The 16,240-nt window shown below is 67.7% G+C and carries 9 protein-coding genes; 4 read left to right on the top strand and 5 right to left on the bottom strand.

What is annotated here, in order from left to right; translation table 11 throughout:
- Nucleotides 1–39: 39 nt before the first annotated feature.
- Nucleotides 40–1,800, bottom strand: coding sequence for a 3-hydroxybutyrate oligomer hydrolase family protein (locus tag D0Y53_RS08585; RefSeq protein WP_158550624.1), 1,761 nt, complete (start codon nucleotides 1,798–1,800; stop codon nucleotides 40–42).
- A 213-nt stretch (nucleotides 1,801–2,013) separates the two neighbouring features.
- Between D0Y53_RS08585 and D0Y53_RS08580 the strand changes: the two genes are divergently transcribed.
- Together D0Y53_RS08580 and D0Y53_RS08575 are read left to right on the top strand one after the other, a co-directional pair.
- Nucleotides 2,014–2,778 (top strand): 3-hydroxybutyrate dehydrogenase, encoded by a 765-nt coding sequence (locus tag D0Y53_RS08580; RefSeq protein ID WP_117202819.1) that lies wholly within the window; start codon nucleotides 2,014–2,016, stop codon nucleotides 2,776–2,778.
- A 59-nt stretch (nucleotides 2,779–2,837) separates the two neighbouring features.
- Nucleotides 2,838–3,497 (top strand): response regulator, encoded by a 660-nt coding sequence (locus D0Y53_RS08575; RefSeq protein WP_117202818.1) that lies wholly within the window; start codon nucleotides 2,838–2,840, stop codon nucleotides 3,495–3,497.
- A gap of 100 nt (nucleotides 3,498–3,597) precedes the next feature.
- Here the strand turns inward: D0Y53_RS08575 and D0Y53_RS08570 are convergent, their stop codons facing one another.
- From D0Y53_RS08570 to D0Y53_RS08555, 4 genes are all read right to left on the bottom strand, one after another.
- Nucleotides 3,598–4,827 carry a PD-(D/E)XK nuclease domain-containing protein gene (locus D0Y53_RS08570; protein ID WP_199492035.1) on the bottom strand — a complete coding sequence of 410 codons (1,230 nt, stop codon included), beginning with the start codon at nucleotides 4,825–4,827 and terminating at the stop codon, nucleotides 3,598–3,600.
- Complete coding sequence (locus D0Y53_RS08565) at nucleotides 4,752–6,944, bottom strand: argonaute/piwi family protein (protein WP_117202816.1); 2,193 nt, start codon at nucleotides 6,942–6,944, stop codon at nucleotides 4,752–4,754. Before D0Y53_RS08565 ends, D0Y53_RS08570 begins: the two co-directional genes overlap by 76 nt.
- Before the next feature lie 333 nt (nucleotides 6,945–7,277).
- Nucleotides 7,278–10,604 carry a hybrid sensor histidine kinase/response regulator gene (locus D0Y53_RS08560; RefSeq protein ID WP_117202815.1) on the bottom strand — a complete coding sequence of 1,109 codons (3,327 nt, stop codon included), beginning with the start codon at nucleotides 10,602–10,604 and terminating at the stop codon, nucleotides 7,278–7,280.
- 102 nt (nucleotides 10,605–10,706) lie between these two features.
- Nucleotides 10,707–13,046, bottom strand: coding sequence for a TonB-dependent receptor (locus tag D0Y53_RS08555; RefSeq protein ID WP_117202814.1), 2,340 nt, complete (start codon nucleotides 13,044–13,046; stop codon nucleotides 10,707–10,709).
- Between the two features lie 167 nt (nucleotides 13,047–13,213).
- Here D0Y53_RS08555 and D0Y53_RS08550 point away from each other — a divergent pair, with 167 nt between their 5' ends.
- Nucleotides 13,214–14,617, top strand: a complete 1,404-nt coding sequence (locus D0Y53_RS08550; protein ID WP_117202813.1) for a GntP family permease — start codon at nucleotides 13,214–13,216, stop codon at nucleotides 14,615–14,617.
- A 170-nt stretch (nucleotides 14,618–14,787) separates the two neighbouring features.
- Entirely contained in the window at nucleotides 14,788–15,882 is a 1,095-nt protein-coding gene (dinB, locus tag D0Y53_RS08545) for a DNA polymerase IV (protein ID WP_117202812.1), read from the top strand.
- The last annotated feature ends 358 nt before the right edge of the window (nucleotides 15,883–16,240 follow it).

Raw genomic sequence — 16,240 nt, 5'->3', positions numbered from 1 at the left:
GCAAGGGTGGGCCGTGATGCGGGGCGAGGGTGACGGCGGCTACGGGATAGCGAGATCGTCGGCAGTCAAGGCGGCACTCCCGCGCGGCTTCGTCGCGATCACCGCATCGGCCGGCAAGGCACCCGTGCCATCGAGGAAGGCATCGACACGATCCAGCGCCGCATACACGTACGGCAGCATCGGCACGTAGCGCGCGGCGTAGTCCGGAAAGCCGAGGAAGGCGTCGAAGTGCTCGGCGTTGCGCACCTGCCAGTAGCGCACCTCGCGCGCGGCCGCCTGCGCGGCGGCGACGTAGGGCGCGCTGCTGAAGGCCGGCGGCACCAGGCCGTCGTCGAGGCCGTGCACCACCACCACCGGCAGGCCGGTGCGCGGCAGCGCGGCGCGGGTTTCGGCGATGCCTGCGCGCACGCGGTCGGCATCGGCGCCCTGCCCGTCCCACAAAGCGCGCAGGCATTGCAGGCCGGCGAGGGTGAAGTCCGGCGGCGCGAGCTTGCTGTCGACGAGGTTCACGCCGTTGCCCGGCGGAATGCCGGCAGCGTCGGACCACCACGCGGCGCGCTCGACATCGGTGGCCGGGCGCAGGCTCGTGTCCGGGGCCTGCGCGGCGAAGCCGTAGCCGCAGGGATGCTCGCCGACGCCGTAGCGGCCATAGGCCGACGCGTAGGTCGCCGCCACCGACCGCCACAGGTCGAAGCCGCTGGACGCGGCGCCGGAGCGCAGCGCGGCGTCGGTCCAGCCGCTGGCGCGCAGCGCGTCGTAAGCCGACTGCGCCTGTGCGGCGACGGTCGTGCCGGAAACCAGGCCGGCGGCCTGCAACGACGCGCAACGCAGCGTCCACCACCGCTCGACCGTGGCCCGCATCGGCGGTTGCGCCATCGACGCCGGATCCAGATGCAGCAACGCGCAGGGTTGCAGCAGCGCCGCTTCGGTGGCGTAGTCGTAGAGCGCGCGGCCGCCGGCCTCGACGTAGATGTTCGGCTCACCGGCGACCACCGCATCCAGCCAGTCGCCGTCGGTGCCGCTGTCCGCAAGCTCGGCCGCGCGCAGCACCGCGCCGCCGCCGTTGGAGATGCCGACCGCGATCACCCGGGTGTTGTCGAAGGTGAAGGGCGCGGCGTCGGGCAGCGCCTCGGCCAGCACCTGCAGCGCGTACTGCGCGGCCTGGCGCACATGGCGGCCCCAGTCGGCTTCCGGATTGTCCTGCGAATGCGCGTGGCGGAAGGCGACGCCCTTTGCCCCGACAGGCGCCTCCGGGACGAAGGCCAGCCCGCCATCGGCCGCGGCGCCCGGGGTGCCATCCACGCGCACGCCGATGCCCGCGTCCAGATCGAAATAGTCGCTGCCCGCGCCCTTGTCGGTATAGGCCACCGCGCAGCCCCGGGGCAGGCCCCAGGCGCCGGCGACGGCGATCGCCCCGTAGATGCCGCGCGAGCCGGAAGCCGGCGCCACCACGAGGCAGCGCCGGGCGCGGTCGAAGCCATCGGGCACCTGCACCAGCACCCGGTGCGGCTGGCGCGCGCCGGGCAACGTGGCCAGCGCCGAGAACTCGCGCCCGGGCACCGTCGCGGTGCTGCCGTACACGCTGCCGTAGCCGCCGCCGGGCGCCAGGTCGGCGATCCCGCGCCAGTTGCTCCAGATCGCCCGGCGGCGCGCCTCGGCGGCGGTCGGGCGCGTCGCATCGGCAAAGGCCGGCGGCAGCGCGGACTGCAATCCGGCCAGGCCCAGGCCCGCGGTCAGCAGGTCGTCGCCGTCGCGATGCGTGCTGGCGTGCGATGCGGTGAAGGCGGCGGGAGTCGACATGTGGGCGTCCGCTACGGCGATGGGTGCGTCGGCACGCGGCGCCGATGCGCAACCCGCAAGGACGAGCAGCATCGCGGCAGCGACGGCAGGGCGGGAGGCGTTCATGCCGCAACCCTAGCAAGCCGCGATGACCGCGGCATCGTACTTTGGTCCGACCTCGCCGCCGGCCGCCCCCTGCTAGGCTAGCGATCTCCCCACTCCGCGAGGCGGCCCATGGCCACGCGCTGCATCCTGATCACCGGCGCCGGCAGCGGCATCGGCGCCGGCATCGCCACCGAACTGGCCGCAGCCGGCCACCACCTGGTCGTGACCGACGTCAACCGCGAGGCCGCGCAAGCGGTCGCCGCGCAGATCCGCGGCACCGGCGGTTCGGCCGAAGCGCTGGTGCTGGATGTCACCTCAGACGACAGCGTTGCCGCCGCCCTGGCCGCGGTCTCGCGCCCGGTCGAGGTGCTGGTCAACAACGCCGGCCTGCAGCACGTCGCGCCGCTGGAGGAATTCCCGATCGCCAAGTGGGACTTCCTGGTGCAGGTGATGCTGGTCGGCGTCGCCCGCCTCACCCGCGCGCTGCTGCCGGGGATGCGCGAGCGCGGCTTCGGCCGCATCGTCAACATCGGCTCGATCCACTCGCTGGTGGCCAGCCCGTACAAGAGCGCCTATGTCGCCGCCAAGCACGGCCTGCTCGGGTTCTCCAAGGTGATCGCGCTGGAAACCGCCGACACCGACATCACCATCAACACCATCTGCCCGACCTACGTGAAGACCCCGCTGGTGGACAAGCAGATCGCCGACCAGGCGCGCACCCGCGGCATCCCGGAGGCGCAGGTGGTCAGCGAGGTGATGCTCAAGCCGATGCCCAAGGGCGTGTTCATCGGCTTCGACGAACTGGCCGGGATCGCCGCATTCCTGATCTCGCCGCCGGCGCGCAACATCACCGGCCACACCCTGGAAGTGGACGGCGGCTGGACGGTTCAATGAGGGGACGGGGCGACGGTCGCGCCGTGCCGTCCGGCCCGCCCGCGTAACCGGCCGCTGCCATGCCGACCCTGCTGATCGCCGACGACCATCCGCTGTTCCGCGCCGCGCTGCGCGGCGCCGCCGCCGATGCGGTCGCCGACCTGCAGGTGCGCGAAGCCGATTCGCTGGACGGCGTGCTCGCCGCGCTCGAGGCCGAACCCGGCATCGACCTGGTGCTGCTGGACCTGCACATGCCCGGCAACCACGGCCTTGCCGGCCTGGCCGCGATCCGCGCGCAACATCCCGGCGTGGCCGTGGTGGTGGTGTCCGCGAACGACGACCCGCGGGTGATCCGCCGCGCGCTGGACCACGGCGCCGCCGGTTACCTGCCCAAGAGCACCGGGCTGGAAGACCTGCGCGAGGCGATCCGCGCCGTGCTGGGGCTGCAGCAATGGCTGCCGCCGTCGCTGCGCAATGCAGTCGATGGCGCCCGGTCCCTGCCCGGCGATGCGGAGCTGGCGGCGCGCTTGGCGAGTTTGTCGCCGCAACAGTTCCGGGTGCTGGCGCTGGTGGCCGAAGGCCTGCTCAACAAGCAGATCGCCGACCGGCTCGGCGTGCAGGAGCGGACGGTCAAGGCGCACCTGACGGCGATCTTCGAGCGGCTCGGGGTGCGGAACCGGACGCAGGCCAGCGTGGTGTTGCGGGAGCTGGAGTTGAGTGATCCGGCTAGGCAGTTATAGCCGGGCGCTGCAAGGGCCGGAATCGGCCAGAAGCCGCCATCCAGGGGATGTCCCCTTGCGGCCATTAGGAATACGCAGCCCCGCCACTAGCGCACGGCGCCTACCAACTCATTGTGGAGGGTGCGCTAGTTATAACGCACCCATCAATTCCATCGATTTTGGAGACACCTTCCTTGAATTTTGCATGCTCCTGTGTCGCGCGTGTGCAGTCCCACAGGAAGATGACGATCCGCGCGCCCTTGTAATTCGTGTCGGCACGATAGAGAGACGCATCTTCGGCGATCTCGCCAATGAGAGCCTGAAAGGACTTCTTCTCGTCTTTCCGGTATTTGACCTCGATGATCGTATGCAGCGAGGGTAGGTAGAGATCAATGCGCGGGTTCTTCTGCCCGACAGGCTGAAGGTTCACTTCGTCCGCGATGTCGTTGAAGATCGGCGCAAGCAAGACATAGAGCAAGTTCTGGACATGGTATTCGTTTTCTACCTGCCACTTGACGGGTTCCGCGCCTCTCGTGCGCCCCGCGTCTTCCCATGTCCACCGCTTGAGGCCGACGGGGATATGCTCCAGAAATCCTAAAAGATCGTTGAGACTCCAGCCTTTCGGCGGCACTACGGCCACGTCCTGATTGACCTGGTCGAAGACGTAAACCATCAGGCTCAACAGTGCCGTCGAATTGTCTTCTTGCGCTTGCGCCTGCGCTCGGAACTCAGCCATAAAACAGCCGATTAGAGAAAGGCGGAGCTGGTGATCGTCGATTCGCCGTATCCGCCGATAATGAAGAAAGAGCGGAACACATGCGCTCGCGTAGACCGCGGAATCGCTGCTGCGGATATACGCAGCGATATCCTTCTCGAAGAGATTGAGATGATCGCTGCTGATCTGCTGAGCCAAAAACCCTGAAATCCAATTCTCGAACTCGCGGGCGATGCGTGCGTTGTTCATCTGTCCGACCAGCCATTTCACCGCCATGACCCCGAACATGTCGGAGACCCATGGGCGCGGTGTGGAGTCGATCTTGGCGGCTTGGCCGAGCAGGCGAGAGACATCCAGGGTCGAAACGGTTTCGTCCAGGACGCCGAGACCTGCAATTGAGCACCGCTGATACAAGGAGAGCATCGCAAAATCGAAGGAGGAAACACCATCCCTCGACAACCCCAGAAAACACAGAAAAGAAGATTTGAAAGGATCAGCATGCGCACTCTCGCTCACCTTGCGATGCAAATACTCGCGCAATTGGTACGCGTTTTCCTTCTCTACAGGAACCATTGGGATTGCCCGATCTTTCCGATCATCACCGAGTCGTTCCAGCCCGGAAGCTGGTTCAGCCATCCAAGATTCCGGGCGATCAGGTCAGAATAGCTGACAGTTACCGGCATCGGGTTGGGGAAGTAGCTGCGCCAGGAATGCGATGCGAAGCTGTATAGCTGGGCGCTCAAATACGTGATGTCTTTGAAGCTCGAGTCCTTGTGAACATCAAGGATCACGCCGCGCGGATGTCCGTCTGTGTCTTGACGCAGTTCGCGCTGGCCAATCAGGTAGACAAGCATCTGGTGCTTGGAAAGCTTGAACGTCTTCCCACGCGGCGGAGCCAGTCGCCCCTTCTTCACGCCGGCCGTCGCGGAGTCGAACATATGCAGCCCGTGATCCTCCGAGATTTTCAGGAAGGCGTACTCGATCTGATATTCATGGTACTTGTCGATCACAGCGCGAACGGCTTCGATCTCTTCTTTGTTGAACTTCTTGACCTGCGCATGAAAGATCAGGCGGATCGTGTCGCCTTTCTGCCAGTTCATCCGCTTCTGAATCTTTTCTATCGTCTCTCCGAGAACGGTGGTCAACGCTTCGCAGTAAGCTTCCGGTACGACAGCCTTCGAGGTGTTCGAGACGATGTAGCTGCCGTCGCCGGAGAAGACGGTGGTGATGCCCATAATCCGCTGATTATCGACACCCCGCTCCTGTCCGATATTCGCACTACCGATACCGATCACGAGTTCGTGCGATAGAGTCGGTGAGGATTTTAAAAGCCAAGGGACGCCACCCATCTTCGCGTAGCAGGCCAAGGCCATATTGTTGAGCGAGTACCCAAGCGAATAATCGGGCTGAGCAAGAAGCTCTATCGTGAAATCCTGCACCGGAACTTGATGCAGGAAGAAAAGGCTCTTACCGAGATAATACGGATTCTCCGTGACTTTGAGCTTCTTGAAGGACTGTCGGACTTGCACGAGGGCCAAGTCCCAGCGCCCGCCATCATCCGCCTTCTTCCGGATCGCGGCCTCGATTGCGTTCCTGTATCCCTCCACGCTATCGGTGGCTGTCGCGAACACCTCCACGCGGCTGGTTCCGAGCGTGAATTTGCCTTCAAGGCCGTTGCTGAAGTACTTGCTGCTGGAGATGCCCTTCAGTAGCTTGCGAACGAATTGCTCGACACGCCCCTTGTCATGCTGGGCGCAGATCACGCAGATCGACGGATCGTTCCTATCGAAGGTGCGCTTCGTATAGGGGCCACTCTGTGTCAGACCCTTCTCGGCCCAATCTGCTTCGACACTGTCGTTGAAGATGAACACCGGCTTCTGCATTTGCCCGCAATGCTTCTGGATATTGGGTGAATCCTCGATCTCAATGCGCGTTCCGCCGATCAGGGGGATAGCCCTCGACTGGATGTACTTCTTGAGCGTGTCGATGCGCGCCTTCTTATTCTCGCCTCGATTGAATGCGGAAACGGATTGCCGGATACGCTCGACGATAACGTCTTTTTGCGCTCCGTGCGTGTGAAAAATGTAGTCGTCGAAGTTTGTCCGACTAGCCTCCAGATAAACGTCTTTCGCTTCGGTCTGAACGACTTGGCCGTCGGGCTGCGCAACATCGAGCGTTCCACCCTTGCAGCTGCTCACCGAGCCCAAGAGCCTTCTGTATCCATCCTCTTGCTCAATGACGACATAGCGGCCCATGAGATCGAATCCGGCATTCAGAAAGAACAGGCCGTTCTCTTTGAGCACGCGGCGCGTTGTGCAATCAATAACAAGGCATGGACGGCCTTGGATTGTACGGGTGTCAATTGAGTACTTGGCGCAGACCTTGAACGGGTACGCGTCCCCAAGAATCGAGACCAGAAGATTGTCTTCCGACTTGGCGCTCACCAACTCGATAGGATTGAAACCAGACGGGTTACGGCCCAGCCCGGCGAGATGCCGAATCAGCCCGTCCTTGACCAGCGAGCAGAAGATGCCGAAGTTCTCCTTAAGCGCGATTGTCTGCGGCCTGCCAGAGGTCGGGAACGTGCCGTCCCCCGAAAAAATCAGAATGTTGTCACCCTGCCTGCGGAAGGCATGTGTCGCTCTGTAACGGTCTCGAAGGTCCTCCAAGGTTTCCTTGCCGTACGGAATCTGGAGGACTTCAATCTCTAACTCAGGGACTTTCAGCGGAAATGCGTTCAGGACAATCGACAAGACCCACCCCTTTTATCTCCGTGAAGCTTCCACCGCGCAGTTGTTGCGAGCACATAGCCTTTGGGACACTGTCGCGCCCACACGACGCTTAAGCAAGTCAGGTCGCGCGGCCGAAGTAATACCCGGTTGAAGTACTGCCCCACCAGCCGCGGCGGACTTCCCGCCAGCCGTAACTGGTTTGGGTGCTTCACAGAACCCCTCGATCCCGCTGGAAATTTGGCTTTCATGCCCGAGGTTCTGTGGAAAAGTGCGCCTGCCGTGCGGCACTCGATGTCTTACCCCAAGGGCTATTGTGAATGAAACCGGCGGTCGGCTTTTGGGTCGAAAGTAGCCCTACCCCATCCCCCGCGCCACCAACAACCGATCCAGCACCGACTTCAGTGCTAGTGGCTTCAACGGCTTCATCAGCAGCGGCAGGCCAGCCTCGTGCACCGCAGCACGCACCTCGACCCCCGCATCAGCACTGAGGATCACTGCCGGTCGGGCACCAAACTCGCTCGCCAATCGCGCGCGCACCTGCACGCCGGTGTCGCCGTCGTCGAGGTGGTAGTCGAGCAGCCATAGGTCGGCCGGCATGGCCTGCAGTTGTCGCCGCGCACCCTCGCCATCGCCGGCATCCACGACGATGCAGCCCATGCCTTCGAGCAGCTGGCGCAGCCCGGCGCGGGCGACGGGTTCGTTGTCCAGCACCAGCACGCGCGTACCGGCCAGGCCGTGGCGCGGCTGCGTGGTCGCCAGCGGCACGGCCTGGGCGGCGGCGCGCGGCAGCGTCAGCGCGAACACCGTGCCGGCACCGGGGCGGCTGTCTAGGCCAAGGGGCGCATGCAGCAGCCGCGCCATGCGATCGGCAATCGCCAACCCCAGGCCCAGGCCCTGCCCCGCCGCGCCCTCGCCGCGACGGAACTCCTCGAACAGCGATGCCTGCACCTGCGGGTCGATGCCGGGGCCGGTGTCGTGGACCTCGATGCGCACCGCGTCGCCCGCGCGGCGCACGCCCAGCAGCACGCGGCCGCTGGCGGTATAGCGCACCGCATTGGCAAGGAAGTTCTGCAGCACGCGCCGCAACAGCTGCGGGTCGCTGTGCACCCACGCGCGCGTGGGCAGGTAGTCGAACTTCAAGCCACGCTCGGCCGCCAGCACGCGGAACTCCGAGGCCAGCGGTTCCAGCACTTCGGCCAGGGCGAAGTCGCGCGGCTGCGGATCCAGCCCGCCGGCTTCCAGCCGCGACAGGTCGAGCAGGTCGGTCAGCAATCCGGTGGTCGAATCCAGCGCGCCGCGCACCTGGCGCACGGACTCGCGCGCGGTCTCCGGCACCTGCCCGGCCAGCGCGTCGGTGAACAGGTGCGCGGCATGCAGCGGCTGCAGCAGGTCATGGCCGATGGCGGCGAGGAAGCGGCCCTTGGCGTCGTTGGCGCGCTCGGCTTCGCGGCGCGCGGCCTCGGCGGCGGCGGTGCGCTCTTCCACGCGCTGCTCCAGGGTTCCCTTGGCCTGCAGCAGCTCGGCTTCGGTGCTGCGGAACGCGGTGACGTCGGTGAAGGTGGCGACGAAGCCGCCGCCGGGCATCGGGTTGCCGCGGATTTCGACGATGCTGCCGTCGGGGAACACGCGTTCGGTCAGGTGCGCGGTGCCGGCGCGCATGTGCGCCAGGCGCCGCTGCAGCGCCTGCTCGATGTCGCCCTGCGGCGGCATGCGTTGCAGCGCGTGCCGGGCCAGGTCGGCGATCGGCATGCCGACCTTGAGCATCGCCTCGGGATAACCGAACAGTTCGACATAGCGGCGGTTCCACGCCACCAGCCGCAGCTGCGCATCGACCACGCTGATGCCCTGGCTCATGTTCTCCAGCGCGGCTTCCAGCACGCGCTGGTTGAAGCGCAGGTCGCGCGAGGCCTCGCCGACGATCGCCGCCACCGTGTCCAGGTGCCCGGCCTCGCGCCGGGCCGCATCCAGCAGCACCCGCGCCGAGGCCGAGCCCAGCACCGCGGCCAGTTCGCGCTCGATCCGCGCCTCGGTCGACACCGGCACCGCACCGGCGGGCGGCGCCCCGCGAAGCAGCTCGTCGACCCGCTCGCGCGGCAGGAAACGCTGGCCGGCGTCGCGCAGGGTCTGCGCATCCAGGCCGCGACGCGCGCGCCGCGGGGCCTCGCGCCGCCACAGCGCGACCAGCACCGTGCTCGCGGTGCCGACGAACAGGCTGGCGCCGACCGCGCGCCCCACCCGGCTCCAGCCGGTCAGGCCGAACAGGCCGTCGGCCGACAGCCAGCTCCAGCCCCACGGCCCGTGCAGCAGCCAGTCCGGCGCCGTCCCGCGCAGTTCCAGCGCCATCGGCAGCAGCAGCACCCAGCACCACACCGCGAATCCCGCCAGCACCCCGGCGACCGCCGCGCGCGGCGGCGTCTGCGGCCGCCAGACCGCGAAGCCCAGCGCCGGCACCAGCGTCGCCAGCGCCGAGAACGACACCGCGCCGACGTCGGCCAGCGCCTCGCTGCCGGCGACCACGCGGCTGTAGCCCCAGGCCAGCAGCATGATCGCCACGATGCCGGCACGCCGCAGCGCCAGCACGCTGCCGCGCAGGTCGCTGCCGTCGTTGCGCGCCCAGGCCCCGCGCAGCAGCCCCGGCGCGAACCAGTGGTTGCCGATCATCAGGCTCAGCGTCAGCGTGCTCACCACGACCATGCCGGTGGCCGCGCTCAGTCCGCCGAGGAACGCGAACAGCGCCAGCCCGTGCTGCCCCTGCGACAAGGGCAGCGCCAGCACGTACAGGTCCGACGGCACGCTGTCGCCCAGCAGCGCCTCGCCCGCGCGCGCCAGCGGCAGCACCGGCAGCGCGATCAGCAGCAGGTACAGGGGGAACTGCCAGCGCGCGGTGCGCACGTGGCGCTCGTCGCGGCACTCGACCACGGCGATGTGGAACTGGTGCGGCAGGATGAACATTGCGAACGCGCCCAGCAGCACCAGCGGGGCGAAGCCGCCGGCCGTGGGCGGCGCCGGCACGCGCGCGGCCACCGCCGGCAGCGCGTCCAGCCCGAACCAGACGAACGCGCCCAGCGCCAGCATCGCCGCCAGCTTGAACAGCGACTCCACCGCCATCGCCAGCACCAGCCCGCGGTTGTGCTCGGCGGCGCTGGCGCGGCGGGTGCCGAACAGCATCGCGAACGCCGCCATCGCCAGCGCCACGTACAGCGCGCTGTCCTGCCAGGCGGGCGCGGCGTCGCCCGCCCCGCGCGTGGTCAGCATCGCGAAGCTCATCGCCATCGCCTTGAGCTGCAGCGCGATGTACGGGATCAGGCCGAGCGCGGCGACCAGGGTGACGGTCGCCGCCAGCCAGGCGTCCTTGCCCAGGCGAGTGGCGATCAGGTCGGCGATCGAGGTGGCGTTGGTCTCGCGCGCCAGCTGCACCAGCCGCAGCATGAATGCGGCCGCCAGCACGTACAGCACGATCGCGCCGAGGAAGGTCGGCGGCAGCGGCCAGCCGTAGCGCGCCGCCTGCGTCACCGTGCCGTAGAAAGTCCAGGAGGTGCAGTGCACCGCCAGCGACAGCGCATAGACATGGCGCCAGTGCGTGGCCAGCACCTGCGGCCGGCGTTCGCCGTAGAGGCCGGCCGCGAACAGCAGCCCCAGCCACAGCGTCGCCGCGGCCACGACCACGGCAACGCTCAGCATCGGTCAGGCCCCCGGCTCATGGGCCAATCCTACCGGCAAAAAAGAAGGCGACGGGACCGGGCCCGCCGCCATCTTCCGCACGGTTCGCACGCTGCCGCGGCGTCAGAAGTTGTAGCGCACCGACAGGTAGTAGTTGCGCGGCATGCCGTAGTAGGCGGTCTGGATGTTGCCGACGCTGGAGAACTCCTGGCCTTCGGTCTTGTAGGTCTCGTCGGTCAGGTTGCGCACGCCGGCGCGGACCTGCCAGGCGTAGTCGGGCGAGTCCCACACGCCGTACAGGCCGAGCAGGGTGTAGGCGCCCTGGCTCAGGTTCTCGCGGTTGTCCACCGACAGCCAGGTCTTGCTGCGGTAGGAGGCGTCGCCGCCGATCGTCAGGGTGCCGTTGTCGCCCAGCGAGAAGCCGTGCTGCAGCGCGATGCGGCCGGTGAACTCGGGCGAGAACGGCACGTGGTCGTGCAGGTTCGGGTTGTAGTCCACCCGCGTCGGGTCCGAGGTGCGCAGATCGACGAACTTGTCGTAGCCGGCGTCCATCCAGCCCAGCTGCGCCGACAGCGTGGTGCGCTCGCCCAGTTGCGCCAGGACTTCGAACTCGATGCCGTCGATGGTCATCTTGGCGGCGTTGAGCACCGGGAAGTTGAACGACGGGATGCCGCCGGATTCCAGCACCTCGGAGACGCGCGCCTGGAAGTCCTCGTACTCGCTGTGGAAGGCGGCGATGTTGGCCGACAGGCGCCGGTTGGCCGACTGCATCTTCAGGCCCAGCTCGTAGGTCCAGACGAACTCGGGATCGAACTCGGGGTTGTCGGACTCGGCCTGGGTGTTGGAGCGGCCGTTGAAGCCGCCGGACTTGAAGCCGCGGCTGGCCGAGGCGTAGGCGGTGACGTTGTCGCTGAAGGCCTTCTTCAGGCTGATCGACGGCGTGGTCGCGCTCCAGGTCTTGTGCGCGCCGTCGATCACCGCCTGCGGATCCTGGTTGAGCGCCGGGAACGGGATGAAGCCGAGGAACAGCGAGGTGGAATCCCAGAAGATGCTGGTCGTGCGCGAGTATTCCTTCTTTTCGCGGGTGTGGCGCACGCCGGCCGAGAGCGTCCAGGTCGGGGCGAAATCCCAGTCGGCGCTGGCGAACAGGGCGCTGCTGGTGGTGTGCAGGTCGTCGTCGATGGTGCGCAGGAAGTCCACGGCGACGCCGCCGTTGGTGAACAGGCTGTCGGCGTAGGCTTCCTGGTGCGAGGGCACCTTCTCGTCCAGGTAGTAGGCGCCGAAGATCGCCCTGACGTTGCTGCCGTTGTCGTACTGCAGCTGCAGCTCCTGGCTCCACTGTTCCTGGTGGAAGCCGACGAACACGTCGCCGAGTTCGTATTCGGAGGCATCGATGTCGATGTAGGACTCGCTGTCGAGCTTGCGCCAGGCGCTGATGCTCTTCAGCAGCCAGGCGTCGTTGAGCGTCCACGCCATGTTGAGCGAGGCGCCCTTGTGGGTCATCTCCTGGCCCTTGTCCGGCGAAAACGAGGTACGGGTCTCGAAGTCGTAATCGGCCGACGGCGCCGGGGTGAAGTACGCGCCAGTGACGAGGTCGGTGATCAGGAACGGGGCGGTCGGATGGCCCAGGGTCAGCGCCGCGTCCTGGCGGGTGTAATCGAGCGACAGGGTGGCGTCGAACGTCTCGCTGGGGCGGAACGCCAGCTTGGCGCGCACCGCGCGGGTGTCGTCGTCGTTGTAGCGCCGGCCGGTGGCCGGGTCGCGCACGTGGCCGTCGTTGCCGATCCAGGCCGCGGCGATGCTGCCCGCCACCGTCTCGCTGAAACGGTCGCCGTAATAGAAGCGGCCCTCGACGCGGCCGAAGTTGCCGACCGTGGCTTCGACCGAACCGCCGGAATAATCGAACGGATCCTTGGTGGCGATCTTGATCGCGCCGCCGGTGGAGTTCTTGCCGTACAGCGTGCCCTGCGGGCCGCGCAGCACTTCCACCTGGGCGACGTCGAACAGCGACAGCATCGCGCCGTTGATGCGCGAGTAATAGACGTCATCGACGTACATGCCCACGCCGGGGTCGAAGGTCTGCAGCGCGTCGGGCTGGCCGATGCCGCGGATGAAGACGTTGACGCTGTTGGACGAGCCGCGGCCCTGGACGATGTTCATGTTGGGCACGGCGCCCTGCAGGCCGGAGATGTCGCTGGCCTGCAGGTCCTTGAGCTGGTCCTCGCCGAACGCGCTGACCGCCACCGGCACGTCCTGGATCGACTCCTCGCGGCGGCGCGCGGTGACGGTGACGGCGCCGAGCGTCGTCGTCTGCGCCTTGTCCTCGGTCTGTGCCGCAGGGGCGGGCGTCTGGTCCTGCGTGATCGCGGCCGCCGGAGCGTCCTGCGCCACGGCCAGCGGCGAGGCCAGCACCGACGACATCAGCACGCCACCGATCGCCAGGCTCAAATACTTGCGCTTCATCGACTCTCCCCTTGGACATCGCAGGCACGGCATGCGCCGCAGATGGGGCGCAAGCCTAGGGCGGGCGCCGGCGGCGCGGCATCGTACCTTCGGACAATGGGCCGTGCGGGCGGCGTTGCCGACACTTCCAGCCCGGGACAGGCCGGTCGCGGCCGGGGAACGAACCGATGGCATTCGTGATCGTGCTGGCCGCGCTGTGCTTCCTGATGTACGTGGCCTACCGCGGCCACAGCGTGATCCTGTTCGCGCCGGTCGCGGCGCTGGGCGCGGTGCTGTTGACCGACCCGTCGCTGGTCGCGCCGATGTTCACCGGCCTGTTCATGGACAAGATGGTCGGCTTCCTGAAGCTGTATTTCCCGGTGTTCCTGCTGGGCGCGGTGTTCGGCAAGGTGATCGAGCTGTCGGGTTTCTCCAAGTCGATCGTGGCCGCGACCATCCGCCTGTTCGGCGCCTCGCGGGCGATGCTGTCGATCGTGGCGGTGTGCGCGCTGCTGACCTACGGCGGGGTGTCGCTGTTCGTGGTGGTGTTCGCGGTGTACCCGTTCGCCGCCGAGCTGTTCCGCCAGAGCGACATCCCCAAGCGCCTGATCCCGGGCACGATCGCGCTGGGCGCCTTCACCTTCACCATGGACGCGTTGCCGGGCACGCCGCAGATCCAGAACATCATCCCGGCGGCGTTCTTCGGCACCAACGCCTGGGCGGCGCCCTGGCTGGGCACGATCGGCGCGGTGTTCATCCTGATCCTGGGCATGAGCTACCTCGACTGGCGGCGCCGCGTCGCGCTGCGCAAGGGCGAGGGCTACGGCGACCCGGCCGCGCTGGTCAACGAACCGGCGCCGTTCGCCGGCAGCCGGCTCGCGCACCCGGCCGTCGCGATCGCGCCACTGCTGCTGGTGGGCGTGGCCAACAAACTGCTCACCGACGCGATCCCGGCCTTCTACGGCAGCAGCCATGCGTTCGCGCCGGCGGTGGTCGGCAACGCCGCGCCGGTGGTGCAGGAGGTGTCCAAGGTCGCCGCGATCTGGGCGGTCGAGGGCGCGCTGCTGCTCGGCATCGCCTGCGTGCTGGCGTTCGCGTGGAAGCCGGTGACGCGGAGCTTCGCCGAAGGCACCCGGACCGCGATCGGCGGCGCGTTGCTGGCGTCCATGAACACCGCGTCCGAATACGGCTTCGGCGCGGTGATCGCCGCCCTGCCCGGCTTCCTGGTCGTGGCCAACGCGCTCGGCGCGATCCCCAACCCGCTGGTCAACGAGGCCGTCACCGTGACCGCGCTGGCCGGCATCACCGGCTCGGCGTCGGGCGGCATGAGCATCGCGCTGGCGGCGATGTCGGAGACCTTCATCGCCAATGCGCACGCCGCCGGGATCCCGCTGGAAGTCTTCCACCGGGTCGCGGCGATGGCCTCCGGCGGCATGGACACGCTGCCGCACAACGGCGCGGTGATCACCCTGCTGGCGGTCACCGGCCTGACCCACCGCCAGGCCTACAAGGACGTGTTCGCGATCACCCTGATCAAGACCCTGGCGGTGTTCGTGGTGATCGGCGTGTTCTACGGGACTGGCGTGGTCTGAGCGCCGCGGCCGGCGCCCGGCGCGGCGGCACGGGGCCCGTCGTCGCGCAACGCACCGGCGACATGGCCGCCGCCTGCGTCGTTCCACGGCCCTCGACGATCGATGCCGTCCTGGGCGCGCCGATGCGGCGCGGTCGGTCCGGTGCGCCGCCCGACCGCTAGAATCGTGGCGTGACTCCGCCGCAGCGCAAGATCATCCACGTCGACATGGATGCGTTCTACGCATCGGTGGAGCAGCGCGACGATCCCGCGCTGCGCGGGCGCCCGGTCGTCGTCGCCTGGCGCGGCAAGCGCTCGGTGGTATGCGCGGCCTCCTACGAGGCGCGCCGGTTCGGGGTGCGCTCGGCGATGCCGGCGCTGCGCGCCGAACGGCTGTGCCCGCAGGCGGTGTTCGTGCCGCCGGACTTCGTGCGCTACAAGGCGGTGTCGCGCCAGGTGCACGCGATTTTCGCGCGCCATACCGACCTGATCGAACCGCTGTCGCTGGACGAGGCCTACCTGGACGTCAGCGCCAACGCCAGCGGCCTGCCCTCCGCGACCGCCGCCGCCAAGGCGATCCGCGCGGCGATCCGCGAGGAAACCCGGCTGACCGCCTCCGCGGGCGTGGCGCCGAACAAGTTCGTGGCCAAGATCGCGTCGGATTTCCGCAAACCCGACGGTCTGTTCGTGGTCCGCCCGCACCAGGTCGAGGCGTTCCTGGCGCCGCTGCCGGTCGGTCGGCTGCCGGGCGTGGGCAAGGTGATGGAACGCAGGCTCGCCGCGCTCGGCGTCGCCGTGGTCGCCGACCTGCGCGGTTTCGCGGCGGAGGACCTGGAACATCGCTTCGGCCGCTGGGGCCGGCGCCTGCACGAGCTCGCGTACGGCATCGACGAGCATCCGGTCGTGTCCGGACGCCCGACGCTGCAGATCTCCAGCGAGGACACCTTCGAGCACGACCTGCTGCTGGCCGAAACCGAGCCGCACATCCGCCGCCTCGCCGAGCACAACTGGGCCGGCTACCAGCGCGAGCGCATGCAGCATCCCGAGCGCATCGCGCGCACCGTGGTGCTCAAGCTCAAGACCGGCGATTTCCGCATCCTGACCCGCAGCCTGACGCCGCCGCAGCCGCCGGCCTCGGCGCAGGCGCTGGCCGAGATCGCTTGCGCCCTGCGCGAGCGCGTCGGCCTGCCCTCGCGCACGCGCTATCGCCTCGTCGGCGTGGGCCTGACCGGATTCGCCGGCCCCGACGACCTGGCCGCACAGCCGGAACTGTTCGAACCCGGCTAGGGAAACCCCGAATCATGGCCATCCCCGCGAATGCTGCACCGCCGGGAAGCCGAACCTCGAAGCCGGGAAAGAAAAATTCGCCACAAATGCGAGAGGACCTCTGCCGGGAAGTCGGTGGCTCAGCCTGTGCGGGACACGGCGCGAAAACATCCCTTCAAGTGCGGAAGCTTCTGCGGGTGAAACGAAGGCAGAAACCGACGGCCCCAACCTGTGCGGGACACGACGGGAATACATGTTTCAAGCACGGAAGCTTCCGTGGGGGGAAGCCGGTAGCCCGGCCTGTGCGGGACACGCCGTGAATACGTCCCTGTAGGCTCCTCGGCGGCATCCATGCCGCCGACGGTCCCGCACAGGCCGG

The sequence above is a fragment of the Cognatiluteimonas weifangensis genome (assembly GCF_003416885.1).
GTDB classification, from domain to species: Bacteria; Pseudomonadota; Gammaproteobacteria; order Xanthomonadales; family Xanthomonadaceae; genus Cognatiluteimonas; species Cognatiluteimonas weifangensis.
Note: the sequence above shows the minus strand (reverse complement) of the source record. Positions and strands in the feature narration are given on the sequence as shown.

Excerpts from the sequence above, each read along its gene's own strand:
- D0Y53_RS08585 (WP_158550624.1), bottom strand. The coding sequence starts at position 1,800 with ATGTCGACTCCCGCCGCCTTCACCGCATCGCACGCCAGCACGCATCGC.
- D0Y53_RS08580 (WP_117202819.1), top strand. The coding sequence starts at position 2,014 with ATGGCCACGCGCTGCATCCTGATCACCGGCGCCGGCAGCGGCATCGGC.
- D0Y53_RS08575 (WP_117202818.1), top strand. The coding sequence starts at position 2,838 with ATGCCGACCCTGCTGATCGCCGACGACCATCCGCTGTTCCGCGCCGCG.
- D0Y53_RS08570 (WP_199492035.1), bottom strand. The coding sequence starts at position 4,827 with ATGGCTGAACCAGCTTCCGGGCTGGAACGACTCGGTGATGATCGGAAA.
- D0Y53_RS08560 (WP_117202815.1), bottom strand. The coding sequence starts at position 10,604 with ATGCTGAGCGTTGCCGTGGTCGTGGCCGCGGCGACGCTGTGGCTGGGG.
- D0Y53_RS08555 (WP_117202814.1), bottom strand. The coding sequence starts at position 13,046 with ATGAAGCGCAAGTATTTGAGCCTGGCGATCGGTGGCGTGCTGATGTCG.
- D0Y53_RS08550 (WP_117202813.1), top strand. The coding sequence starts at position 13,214 with ATGGCATTCGTGATCGTGCTGGCCGCGCTGTGCTTCCTGATGTACGTG.